The organism is Caldimonas sp. KR1-144 (assembly GCF_049446155.1).
Classification (GTDB): Bacteria; Pseudomonadota; Gammaproteobacteria; order Burkholderiales; family Burkholderiaceae_C; genus Rivibacter.
The window spans coordinates 620172-631610 of sequence record NZ_JBMSEE010000001.1 but is presented as its reverse complement, the minus strand read 5'-3'; the positions used below and the strand labels follow the sequence as shown (position 1 = coordinate 631610).

The following is an 11439-nucleotide window of genomic DNA, read 5'->3' as shown; positions in this document are numbered from 1 at the left end:
TGCTTCATGACTCTTCCGATTGCGCGACCGAGCGTCACGATCTACACCGACGGTGCCTGCAAGGGCAACCCGGGCCCCGGCGGCTGGGGCGCCTGGCTCGTCAGCGGCGACCACCACAAGGAGCTGTTCGGCGGTGAGGCCCAGACCACCAACAACCGCATGGAGCTGATGGCGGTGATCGAGGCGTTGGCCTCGCTCAAGCGCAGCTGCGACGTGCAGCTCTACCTGGACAGCGAATACGTGCGCAAGGGCATCACCGAGTGGCTCGCCAACTGGAAGCGGCGCGGCTGGCGCACGGCCGACGGCAAACCGGTGAAGAATGTCGAGCTGTGGCAGCGGCTGGAAGCGCTGGTGGCGCTGCACCGCATCGACTGGCACTGGGTGCGCGGCCACGCGGGCGACCCGGGCAACGAGCGCGCCGACGCGCTGGCCAATCGCGGCGTTCCGCGCGTGCGGTGAAGCGATGCGGACGTGAAGGCAATGTTTCTCCGGGTGCCGCGTCGGGCTTTGGGCTGAAGCCGGTGGGCGCTCGGCGATCGGGCGACGATCGCGGGTTGGCAAGACAACGATTCAGATGAAGAGACTGCACTTGAGCGTGGCCGTCGTCGGCCTGGTCGGACTGTCGGGCGCCGCCTGGTGGTGGCAGCACCGCGCGGCAGCGCCGTCCGCGCCGCGCACCGAGGCGACGGTGCCCAACGGCGCCCAGGCCGCGGCGCCGACCGCCGCCGGCGGGCCGGCGGCGGTCGAGGTGGCGCAGGCGCTGCGCCAAAGCCTCACCGACGACACGACCGCGGTCGGCAGCCTGACCGCGCGCCAGGGGGTGGTCGTGCGCCCCGAGGTCAGCGGGCGCATCGTGCAGCTCGGCTTCCAGGACGGCGAGCGCGTGCGGCGCGGCCAGCTGCTGGTGCAGATGGACGACAGCCTGCCGCGCGCCCAGCTGCAGCAGGCCCAGGCCCAGGCCTCGATCGCGCGCACCACGCTCGCGCGCAACAAGGAACTGGTGGCGCAGAACTTCGTCACGCAAAGCGTGGTCGACCAGGCGCAGTCCAACCTCGAGGTCGCGCAGGCGCAGGTCGCGCTCGCGCAGGCACAGCTCGAGAAGCTGCGCATCCTCGCGCCTTTCGACGGCGTGGCCGGCATCCGCAAGGTCAACGTCGGCGACTACCTGAAGGACGGCGCCGACATCGTCGCGCTGCAGGACGTGTCCAGCCTCTATGTCGACTTCCGTCTGCCCGAGCGCTTCACGGCGCGCGTGAAGCCGGGCCAGTCGGTGGCGATGCAGTTCGACGCGCTGCCGGGCCAGGACTTCGAGGCGCGGGTCGATGCGCTGGAATCCGTGATCGACGCCGACGGCCGTTCGCTCGCGGTGCGCGCGCGCCTGGCGCAGCCGGCGGCGGCACTCAAGCCGGGCATGTTCGCGCGAGTGCGCGTCGTGCTGGCCGAGCGCAGCGGCGCGGTGATGGTGCCCGAAGAGGCGCTGGTGCCGCAGGGCGGCAAACAGTTCGTCGTCAAGGTCGTCGAAGGTGCCCAGGGTCCGGTGTCGCAGCGGCTCGAGGTCGCGACCGGACTGCGCCGCGCCGGCAAGGTCGAGATCCTGAACGGCGTCGCGCACGGCGACACCGTGGTCACCGCCGGCCAGGCGCGCCTGATGCGCGGCGACGGCGTGCCGCTGCGCGTGGTGCAGGTCGGATCGGCCGTGCCGGCGGCGTCGGCCGCGTCGGCACCCAAGGCGCGCCAGCCTGTCTGACCCGCAGACCCCGCCATGCAACTCGCCGAAACCTCGATCCGCCGCCCGGTCTTCGCGACCGTGCTGTCGCTGCTGCTCGTGCTGATCGGCGTGGTGTCGTTCAGCCGGTTGTCGGTGCGCGAGTACCCGCGCATCGACGAGCCGGTGGTCACCGTGTCGACCCGGCTGGTCGGCGCCTCCAGCGAGGTGATCGAGTCGCAGGTCACCAAGCCGCTCGAGGACTCGCTGGCCGGCATCGACGGCGTCGACATCCTGACCTCGATCTCGCGCTCGGAGCAAAGCCAGATCACGGTGCGCTTCAAGCTCGAGAAGAACCCGGACAACGCCGCGGCCGACGTGCGCGACCGCGTCTCGCGCGTGCGCGGGCGCCTGCCGGATGCGATCGACGAGCCGGTGATCGCCAAGGTGGAGGCCGACGCGACGCCGACCATCTGGCTCGCGTTCTCCGGCGAGCAACTCTCGCCGCTGGACGTGACCGACGTCGTCAACCGCATCGTCAAGCCGCGCCTGCAGACGGTGCCGGGCGTGGCCGACGTGCAGGTCAACGGCGACCGCCAGTACGCGATGCGCGTCTGGCTCGACCCCGACAAGCTCGCCGCCTACCGCCTCACGGTGCAAGACGCCGAGGACGCGATCCGCAAGCAGAACCTCGAGGTGCCGGCCGGGCGCATCGAAAGCCGCCAGCGCGAGTTCACCGTCACCGCGCGCACCGACCTCAACACCGTGGCGCAGTTCGCCGACATCGCGGTCAAGCAGGTCAACGGCTTCACGGTGCGCATGCGCGACATCGCGCGCATCGAGCAGGCCGCGGCGAGCGAGCGCTCCAGCGTGCGCCTGAACGGCGTGCCGGCGGTGTCGATGGGCGTGATCCGCCAGGCCACCGCCAACCCGCTCGAGGTCTCGGACGGCGTGCGCGAGGTCATGCCCAAGATCCAGCAGGACCTGCCGCCGGGCCTGAAGGTGCAGGTCGCCAACGACAACTCGGTGTTCATCGCGCGCTCGGTCGAGTCGGTCTATCACACGATCGCCGAAGCCGTCGCGCTGGTGGCGCTGGTGGTGTTCGTGTTCCTGCGCACGGTGCGCGCGTCGATCATTCCGCTGGTCACCATCCCGGTCAGCCTGATCGGCGCGTTCGCGCTGATGGCGCTGGCCGGCTTCACGGTCAACACGCTGACCCTGCTCGCGCTGGTGCTGGCGATCGGCCTGGTGGTCGACGACGCGATCGTCGTGCTCGAGAACATCTACCGCCACATCGAGGAGGGCGCGACGCCGTTCCAGGCCGCGCTGCAAGGCGGCAAGGAAGTCGGCTTCGCGGTCGTCGCGATGACGCTGACGCTGGCGGCGGTGTACGCGCCGCTGGCCTTCACGCCGGGTCGCACCGGGCGGCTGTTCACCGAGTTTGCGCTGACGCTGGCCGGCGCTGTGCTGGTCTCGGGCTTCGTCGCGCTGACCCTGAGCCCGATGATGTGCAGCAAGCTGCTGCGCCACAACCCCAACCCCGGCCGCTTCGACCGCGGCATGGAGGCGGTGCTGGTGGCGATCACGCGCGGCTACGAGCGCTTGCTGTCGTGGAGCCTGGCGCGGCGCTGGATCGTGCTGGCGGTGATGGCGGCCGCCGGCGGCAGCGCCTGGTGGCTGTTCCACGGCATGAAGAGCGAGCTTGCGCCCCTGGAGGACCGCGGCGTGATCTTCACCAGCGTCAGCGGCCCCGACGGCGCGACGCTCGAGTACACGCAGCGCTACCTCAACGCCATCTACGACGTGGCGCGCGGCTACGACGAGTTCGACCGCATCTTCGTCGTCGCCGGCAATCCGACCGTGGCGCAAGGCATCGCCTTCCTGCGTGCCAAGGACTGGTCCGAGCGCGACAAGAGCACGCTGCAGATCGCGCGCGAGCTGCAGCCCAAGTTCGCGACGCTGCCCGGCGTGACCGCGTTCCCGGTCACGCCGCCTTCGCTGGGCCAGGGCTTTCGCGAGCGGCCGATCAGCTACGTGGTCGTCACCTCCGACAGCTACGAGAACCTCGCCCAGGTCACCAACAACTTCATGACCGAGCTGGCGAAGAACCCGCGCATCGTCCAGCCCGATTCCGACCTGCGGCTGAACAAGCCGGAGATCTACATCCGCGTCGACCGCGACCGCGCGGCCGATGCCGGCGTCGCGGTCGACCAGGTCGCGCGCACCATCGAGACCATGCTCGGCGGGCGCCAGGTCACGCGCTACAAGCGCGACGCCGACCAGTACGACGTCATCGTGCAGACCGAGCCCACGGGCCGCACGACGCCGGAAGACATCGACAAGCTCTTCGTGCGCGGCCGCGGCGACACCATGATCCCGCTGGCGGCGCTGGTCAACGTGACCGAGAGCGTTTCGCCGCGCGAGCTGAACCACTTCAACCAGCGCCGCTCGGTGACCATCACCGCCAACCTCGCGCCGGGCTATGCGCTCGGCGAGGCGCTGCAGTTCATGGACGAGACCGCGCGCAAGCTGCTGCCGCCGGGCTACTCGACCGAGCTCAACGGCGTGTCGCGCGAGTTCCGCTCGTCCAGCGGCTCGCTCGGACTGGTGTTCGTGCTGGCGCTGCTGTTCATCTTCCTGGTGCTGGCGGCGCAGTTCGAGAGCTTCGTCGACCCGCTGGTGATCCTGCTGTCGGTGCCGCTGTCGATGGTGGGCGCGCTGCTCGCGCTCAAGCTCACCGGCGGCACGCTCAACGTCTATTCGCAGATCGGGCTGATCACGCTGGTGGGCCTGATCAGCAAGCACGGCATCCTGATCGTCGAGTTCAGCAACCAGCTGCGCCAGCAGGGTATGGAGACGACGAGGGCAGTGGTGGCAGCGGCCAGCCTGCGCCTGCGCCCGATCCTGATGACCACCGGCGCGATGGTGCTCGGCGCGCTGCCGCTGGCCCTGGCCACCGGTGCCGGCGCCGAGAGCCGCCAGCAGATCGGCTGGGTCATCGTCGGCGGCATGACGCTGGGCACGCTGCTGACGATCTTCGTCGTGCCGACGGTCTACACGCTGTTCGCGCGCGGCAAGGCGCCGGGGCCGATCGAGACGCCCGCGGCGCACAAGCCGAGCGAACAGGCTGTGTGACGTTGGCCCCCACGCTCGCTTCGCTCGCTGCCCCCCGAGGGGGCCCTTGCAGCGGACCGGCAAAGCCGGATCCGCGCAAGACCTGGTACCCCACGCGGTGGCCGGGCGTGCGCTCCCGGCGCCGCGCTTAAACCAGGCCGTCGAACGGCATCACGTCGACGCGCTCGCCCGCCGCGACCGAGCCCTGCTCGTGGCGCAGCACCACCAGCCCGTTGGCCTGCGACATCGAGCGCAGGATGCCCGAGCCCTGCGCGCCGGTGAGGCTCACGTGCCAGTCGCCGTCGGCGCCGCGCACGACACGGCCGCGCTGGTACTCGGTGCGGCCGGGCTTCTTGCGGATCGCCTCGGCGCTGCGTGCGCTCAGCATCGGCAGCGGCTCCGGCGCAGCGCCGGCCATGCGCAGCAGCGCGTCGCGCACGAAGGCATAGAAGGTCACCATCACCGCGACCGGATTGCCCGGCAGGCCGAACAGCACCGCGGCCTTGGAGCCGGGCCCGGCGGCGTGGATGCGGCCGATCGCCATCGGCCGGCCGGGGCGCATTGCGATGCGCCAGAAGGCCACCTCGCCCAGCTTGGCCATGGTCTGCTTGGTGTAGTCGGCCTCGCCGACGCTGACGCCGCCCGAGGTGATCACCGCGTCGGCGCAGTCGGCCGCGGCGCGGAACGCCGCTTCGAGCGCGGCCGGGTCGTCGCGCACGACGCCCATGTCGATCGCGTCGACGCCCAGGCGCGCGAGCATGCCGTGGATTGTGTAGCGGTTGCTGTCGTAGACGCAGCCGGCATCGAGCGGCTCGCCGATCGAGCGCAGCTCATCGCCGGTGGAGAAGAAGGCCACGCGCAGCCTGCGCCGCACCGGCAGCTCGGCGCGGCCGAGCGAGGCGGCCAGGCCCAGGTCGGCCGGGCGGATCAGGCGGCCCGCGGTCAAGGCAGCTTCGCCTCGCGCGAGATCCTCGCCCGCCAGGCGGCGGTTGTCGCCGGTGCGCACTGCACCGGCCGGAATGACGACCACGTCGCCGTCGCTGCGCGTGAACTCCTGCGGCACCACGGTGTCCAGGCCGGGCGGCATCACGGCGCCGGTCATGATGCGCACGCACTCGCCGCGCGCGGGCGCGGCGCCGTCGAACTGCTGGCCGGCCAGGCCGGTGCCGACGACGCGCAGCCGCGTGTCGCCCTCGGCGGCGAGGTCGGCGCCGCGCAGCGCGAAGCCGTCCATCGCCGAGTTGTCGTGCGCCGGCACGTCGATCGGCGAGACCACGTCGGCGGCCAGCACGCGGCCGAGCGTCGCGCGCAGCGCGATCGACTCGACCGCCGCCACCGGCGTCACGAAGCGGGCGATGAACTCCTGCGCCTGCGCGACCGGCAAGGCGTTCGGGTCGTAGCCGCTGACGCAGGAGGCGATCTGTTCGATCGAGGGCAACTCGTTCATCGGTTCACAGCGTCAGCGCCATCTGCGCCTTGTCGTGGTAGCTCTCGCGCCCGCGAGCGTCGACCAGGCGGATCGCGCGCGGCAGCAGGCCGTAGCGCCTGAAGCCCGCATGCTCGTAGAGCGACACGACCCGCTCGCTCGATGCCGTGACCGACAGCGTGATCAGCTGCAGCCCCTGCGCCGCGCGCGCCTCGCGGATGCAGGCATCGACCAGCGCGCGGCCGATGCCGCGGTTGGTGTGGCTGGGCAGCACCATCAGCCCGATCAACCAGGCAATGTGGCGCACCTTGTTGCGCGTTTCGCGCTCCAGGCCCACCGAGCCGACGAGGTGGGCGCCGTCGAAGGCGCCGAGCAAGAAGGTGCCGCCCAGCGGCTCGGCGTTGCCGAGCCGGCCGAGGTAGCTCTCGGGCGAGCGGCGCACCTCGGTCTCGTGGTCGGAGGTGAAGGCGTCCGGATGCAGGCGCAGCGCCTCGTCGCGCAAGGCCTTGTAGGGGGCGAGGTCGGGGGCGGCGAGGCGGCGGATCACGATGCCGTCGAGACCTGAGGCTGCTTCGGCCATGGTGTCTTTGATCAGCTGCGCTGCGCTTCGGCTTGCCGAAGCTCGTCGAGCGTGTTGGCGTTGAAGAAGGCCGCGTCGTCGGGGAAATCGACCTCGACGCAGCGGTGCAGGGCGGTCCAGCGGTCGATCTTGCGGCCGCCCTCGTGGGTGAAGCGCACCAGGCTTTCGAGCAGCGAGGTGCGCAGCAGGCAGAACACCGGCTGCACCTGCGGGCGGCCGTCGGCGTCGATCGTGCGCGGCATCGCGATCTCGGCGTCCTGGGCCTCGGCGGCGGCCGCCAGGCGCGCCACCAGGTCGAGCGGGAAGGCCGGCGTGTCGCAGGGCACGGTCACCATCCACGGCGTCTCGCAGCGCTCCAGGCCGGCCAGGAAGCCGGCCAGCGGCCCGGCGTACTCACCGACGCCCTGCGGGTCCGGCCACACCGGCACGCCGAAGCTTTCATACGCCGCGAGATTGCGATTGGCGTTGACCATCAGCTCGCCGACCTGCTCGCCCAGGCGCAGCAGCGTGTGCAGCGCCAGCGGCACGCCGCGGTAGGGCTGCAGGCCCTTGTCGACGCCGCCCATGCGGCTGCCGCGGCCGCCCGCGAGGATGAGTCCGGTGATCTCGTGTCGGTCCATCGGTTCCGATCAGCCGCCGATGTAGCTCATCTCGACGCGGCGCTCGCGTGCCTCGGGCGGCAGCTCGGCGCGCCCGCGCAACTCGGAGTAGCGGTCCTGGCGCACGTGCCAGATGCGCGCGATCGCGCCGGCGATCTGCGCGTCGCTGACGGCCGGATCGCGCAGCAGCGCGCGCAGGTCGTGGCCGCGGCTGGCGAACAGGCACAGGTAGAGCTGTCCTTCGGTGGACAGGCGCGCGCGGTTGCAGTCGCCGCAGAAGGCCTGCGTGACGCTGGAGATGAAGCCCACCTCGCCGGCGCCGTCGGCATAGGCCCAGCGCTCGGCGGTCTCGCCCGGCGCGCTGGCGTCGAGCGGGCGCAGCTCGAAGTGCTCGGCCAGCCGCGCGCGCACTTCGGCCGAGGGCAGCACCTCGTCCATGCGCCAGCCGTTGGTGGCGCCGACGTCCATGTACTCGATGAAGCGCAGCGCGATGCCGCTTGAGCGGAAGTGCCGCGCCATCGGCACGATCTCCTGGTCGTTGGTGCCGCGCTTGACGACCATGTTGACCTTGATCGGCGCCAGCCCCGCGGCCTGCGCGGCCTCGATGCCGGCCAGCACGTCGGCAACCGGGAAATCGACGTCGTTCATGCGCCGGAACACCGCGTCGTCGAGCGCGTCGAGGCTGACCGTCACGCGCTGCAATCCGGCGTCGCGCAGGCTCCTGGCCTTGCGCGCGAGCAGCGAGGCATTGGTCGTCAGCGTGAGGTCCAGCGGCGTGCCGTCGACGGTGCGCAGCGCCGCCAGCATCTCGATGAGGCGCTCGATGTTCTTGCGCAGCAGCGGCTCGCCGCCGGTCAGGCGGATCTTGTGCACGCCGTGCGCGACGAACAGCTTCGCCAGCCGCGTGATCTCCTCGAAGCTCAGCAACTCGGCATGCGGCAGGAAGGGGTGGTCCTTGCCGAACACTTCCTTGGGCATGCAGTAGCTGCAGCGGAAGTTGCAGCGGTCGGTCACCGAGATGCGCAGGTCGCGCAGCTCGCGCCCGCGGGCGTCGGCCACGTGGCCGCTCGGCGCGATGGGATCGAGGGAGATCGCGGGGCGCTGTCGCTGCGCCGCGCGCAGATCGATCAACGGGATGCTGCGTTCCGCCATGGCCCGATTGTGCCGCGCGCAGCGGGGGCCGCCCGTGCGCCGCGTCAAGGCCCTGCGATCTACTGCAGCGGCGGGGTGGCCGGCGCCAGCGGCGCTGCGGCGCCGGACGTCAGCGTCGACGGGATCTCGGCCGGCGGGATGAACGGCGCGGCGGCGGCCGGCATCAACACGCTGCCCGCGCCGCTGCCTTCCGGCGCGCGGCGCGCGCCGTTGTAGCGCTTGGCCCAATAGGCTGCGCGCATGTCTTCCACGCGCACCTGGCCGCCGGTGCGCGGTGCGTGGATGAACTTGCCGTCGCCGACGTAGATGCCCACGTGCGAGAACGCGCTGCGCAGCGTGTTGAAGAACACCAGGTCGCCGGGGCGCAGTTCCTCGCGCTTGACCGACAGCCAGCCCGGCGCCTTGGCCTGCTCCTGCGAGCGTCGCGGCAGCACCAGGCCGAGGCTGCTTTCGAACACGTGGCGCGTGAAGCCGCTGCAGTCGAAGCCCTGCTCGGCGCTCTGGCCGCCGCGCTTGTACGGCACGCCGAGGAAGTTCATCGCCCGCAGCACGAGATCCGAGGCGAGGTCGGACGCAAAGTCCGAGGCGTTCGACGCGAACTGCGAGGCCGCCGCGCTGCCGCGTTCGAGCAGGCCGCGCTCGCGCAACAGGTTCATCACCGGATCGCTGGCCGCCTGGGCTGGCGGCTGCGGCGCAGCCAGCACCGGGGCCGCTGCCGCCAGGAGCGTCGCGAGCAGGATCGCGACGCGGCGGGCAGGGCGGGGCGGCTTGAGCATGGGCCGGGAGGCTATCGGGCCGCACACCTTGCGTCAAGCGAAAAAACATAGTGTTATCAAGCACTTGGCACGAAACCGTGCGGCTTGCGAGGGCGTCAGCGTCAGGGCGGCGTCAGTGGGGACGCCTGCAATGGCGGCTGGCCGCGCCGCGAACGAAGATCAGCACGACAAGGAGACAAGCGATGCGCTACGAGGACTTCTATCGCCGCTCGGTCGACGAGCCCGAGGCTTTCTGGGCCGAACAGGCCAAAGCGATCGACTGGCAGCGCCCGTTCGATCGCGTGCTCGACGCCAGCCGCACGCCGTTTGCGCACTGGTTCGTTGGCGGCACGACCAACCTCTGCCACAACGCCGTCGACCGCCACCTCGCGGCGCGCGGCGAGCAGAAGGCGATGGTCTGGGTCTCCACCGAGGTCGACCGCGAGGTCGCCTACTCCTACCGCGAGCTGCACGCCGAGGTGCAGCGCATGGCGGCGATCCTGCAATCGCAGGGCGTCGGCCAGGGCGACCGGGTGCTGATCTACATGCCGATGATTCCCGAGGCGGTGTTCGCGATGCTGGCCTGCGCGCGCATCGGCGCGATCCACTCGGTGGTGTTCGGCGGCTTCGCCAGCGTCAGCCTGGCCACGCGCATCGACGACGCCCAGCCCAAGCTGGTGGTCAGCGCCGACGCGGGCTCGCGCGGCGGCAAGGTCGTGCCCTACAAGCCGCTGCTCGACGAGGCGATCCGCCTGGCCGCGCACAAGCCGCAGCACGTGCTGCTGGTCGACCGGGGCCTGAGCGCCATGGAGCGCGTGGCCGGACGCGACCTCGACTACGCGCCGCTGCGCGAGCAGCACAAGAACGCCAGCGTGCCGGTCGCCTGGCTGGAGTCGGCCACGCCCAGCTACACGATCTACACCAGCGGCACCACCGGTCGGCCCAAGGGCGTGCAGCGCGACACCGGCGGCTATGCCGTCGCGCTGGCCGCGAGCATGCGCAACATCTTCCGCTGCGAGCCGGGCGAGACCTACTTCTGCACCAGCGACATCGGCTGGGTCGTCGGCCACTGCTACATCGTCTACGGGCCGCTGATCCACGGCATGACGACCATCCTCTACGAAGGCCTGCCGATCCGCCCGGACGCCGGCATCTGGTGGCGCCTGGTCGAGAAGTACAAGGCCACTGCGATGTTCAGCTCGCCCACCGCGGTGCGCGTGCTGAAGAAGCACGACCCCGAACACCTCAAGCGCCACGACCTCAGCTCGCTGCGCGGCCTCTACCTCGCCGGCGAGCCCCTCGACGAGCCGACCGCGGCCTGGATCTCCGAGGGCATCGGCCGCCCGATCATCGACAACTACTGGCAGACCGAGTCCGGCTGGCCCATCCTCACGCTGGCCAACGGCGCCCCGGGCGTCGAGCCCAAACAGCCCAAGTTCGGCAGCCCCGGCGTGCCGATGTACGGCTTCAAGGTCAAGCTTGTCGACGAGCACAGCGGCGCCGACCTCACCGAGCCGAACCAGAAGGGCGTGGTGGTGATCGAGTCGCCGACGCCGCCGGGCTTCATGCAGACCGTCTGGCGCGACGACGAGCGCTTCGTCAAGACCTACTGGTCCACCGTGCCGGGCCGGCAGGTCTACAGCACCTTCGACTGGGGCATCCGCGACGAGGACGGCTACTACTTCATCCTCGGGCGCACCGACGACGTGATCAACGTGGCGGGTCACCGGCTCGGTACGCGCGAGATCGAGGAGGCCATCTCCAGCCACCCGGCGATCGCCGAGGTGGCCGTGGTCGGCGTCGCCGATGCGCTCAAGGGCCAGGCCGCGATGGCCTTCGCGGTGCTGAAGGATGCGTCGGCGGCGGCGAACGAGGCCGATGCGCTGCGGCTCGAGGGCGAGGTGATGAAGCGCGTCGACGAGACGCTGGGCGCGGTCGCGCGGCCGGCGCGCGTGCGCTTCGTCACGCTGCTGCCCAAGACGCGCTCCGGCAAGCTGCTGCGCCGCGCGATCCAGGCGGTGTGCGAGAAGCGCGACCCGGGCGACCTGACGACGATCGAGGATCCGGCGGCGCTGCAGCAGATCCGCGATCTGGTGGCCTGAGCGTTG

The 11439-nt window shown here is 71.1% G+C and carries 9 protein-coding genes; 4 read left to right on the top strand and 5 right to left on the bottom strand.

Going from position 1 to position 11439, the window contains the following annotated elements; genetic code table 11:
- The first annotated feature begins 6 nt into the window (after nucleotides 1-6).
- The 3 genes from rnhA to ACO2TI_RS03150 all read left to right on the top strand — a co-directional run bounded on the left by rnhA (nucleotide 7) and on the right by ACO2TI_RS03150 (nucleotide 4840).
- The gene (gene rnhA, locus ACO2TI_RS03160; RefSeq protein WP_423281988.1) at nucleotides 7-459 is read left to right on the top strand and encodes a ribonuclease HI; all 453 of its coding nucleotides are present in this window, start codon (nucleotides 7-9) and stop codon (nucleotides 457-459) included.
- Between the two features lie 115 nt (nucleotides 460-574).
- Complete coding sequence (locus tag ACO2TI_RS03155; protein WP_423281987.1) at nucleotides 575-1747, top strand: efflux RND transporter periplasmic adaptor subunit; 1173 nt, start codon at nucleotides 575-577, stop codon at nucleotides 1745-1747.
- A 15-nt stretch (nucleotides 1748-1762) separates the two neighbouring features.
- Complete coding sequence (locus tag ACO2TI_RS03150) at nucleotides 1763-4840, top strand: efflux RND transporter permease subunit (protein ID WP_423281986.1); 3078 nt, start codon at nucleotides 1763-1765, stop codon at nucleotides 4838-4840.
- Nucleotides 4841-4967: 127 nt separating this feature from the next.
- Here ACO2TI_RS03150 and glp read toward each other — a convergent pair whose 3' ends face one another.
- Genes glp through ACO2TI_RS03125 form a run of 5 tightly spaced genes read right to left on the bottom strand, consistent with a single transcriptional unit; the run spans nucleotide 4968 to nucleotide 9352 of the window.
- A complete protein-coding gene (gene glp / locus ACO2TI_RS03145; RefSeq protein WP_423281985.1) occupies nucleotides 4968-6266 on the bottom strand; it encodes a gephyrin-like molybdotransferase Glp in 1299 nt (432 codons plus the stop codon).
- A 4-nt stretch (nucleotides 6267-6270) separates the two neighbouring features.
- Nucleotides 6271-6825: a GNAT family N-acetyltransferase gene (locus tag ACO2TI_RS03140; RefSeq protein WP_423281984.1), complete on the bottom strand. Its 555-nt coding sequence runs from the start codon at nucleotides 6823-6825 to the stop codon at nucleotides 6271-6273.
- A gap of 11 nt (nucleotides 6826-6836) precedes the next feature.
- Nucleotides 6837-7445 carry a molybdenum cofactor guanylyltransferase MobA gene (mobA, locus tag ACO2TI_RS03135; RefSeq protein WP_423281983.1) on the bottom strand — a complete coding sequence of 203 codons (609 nt, stop codon included), beginning with the start codon at nucleotides 7443-7445 and terminating at the stop codon, nucleotides 6837-6839.
- Between the two features lie 9 nt (nucleotides 7446-7454).
- Nucleotides 7455-8576 (bottom strand): GTP 3',8-cyclase MoaA, encoded by a 1122-nt coding sequence (gene moaA, locus ACO2TI_RS03130; RefSeq protein ID WP_423281982.1) that lies wholly within the window; start codon nucleotides 8574-8576, stop codon nucleotides 7455-7457.
- A 59-nt stretch (nucleotides 8577-8635) separates the two neighbouring features.
- The gene (locus ACO2TI_RS03125) at nucleotides 8636-9352 is read right to left on the bottom strand and encodes a C40 family peptidase (protein ID WP_423281981.1); all 717 of its coding nucleotides are present in this window, start codon (nucleotides 9350-9352) and stop codon (nucleotides 8636-8638) included.
- Nucleotides 9353-9510: 158 nt separating this feature from the next.
- Between ACO2TI_RS03125 and ACO2TI_RS03120 the strand changes: the two genes are divergently transcribed.
- On the top strand, nucleotides 9511-11433 hold the full coding sequence (locus ACO2TI_RS03120; RefSeq protein WP_423282140.1) for a propionate--CoA ligase: 1923 nt from the start codon (nucleotides 9511-9513) through the stop codon (nucleotides 11431-11433).
- The last annotated feature ends 6 nt before the right edge of the window (nucleotides 11434-11439 follow it).

Excerpts from the sequence above, each read along its gene's own strand:
- rnhA (WP_423281988.1), top strand. The coding sequence starts at position 7 with ATGACTCTTCCGATTGCGCGACCGAGCGTCACGATCTACACCGACGGT.
- ACO2TI_RS03155 (WP_423281987.1), top strand. The coding sequence starts at position 575 with ATGAAGAGACTGCACTTGAGCGTGGCCGTCGTCGGCCTGGTCGGACTG.
- ACO2TI_RS03150 (WP_423281986.1), top strand. The coding sequence starts at position 1,763 with ATGCAACTCGCCGAAACCTCGATCCGCCGCCCGGTCTTCGCGACCGTG.
- glp (WP_423281985.1), bottom strand. The coding sequence starts at position 6,266 with ATGAACGAGTTGCCCTCGATCGAACAGATCGCCTCCTGCGTCAGCGGC.
- ACO2TI_RS03140 (WP_423281984.1), bottom strand. The coding sequence starts at position 6,825 with ATGGCCGAAGCAGCCTCAGGTCTCGACGGCATCGTGATCCGCCGCCTC.
- mobA (WP_423281983.1), bottom strand. The coding sequence starts at position 7,445 with ATGGACCGACACGAGATCACCGGACTCATCCTCGCGGGCGGCCGCGGC.
- moaA (WP_423281982.1), bottom strand. The coding sequence starts at position 8,576 with ATGGCGGAACGCAGCATCCCGTTGATCGATCTGCGCGCGGCGCAGCGA.
- ACO2TI_RS03125 (WP_423281981.1), bottom strand. The coding sequence starts at position 9,352 with ATGCTCAAGCCGCCCCGCCCTGCCCGCCGCGTCGCGATCCTGCTCGCG.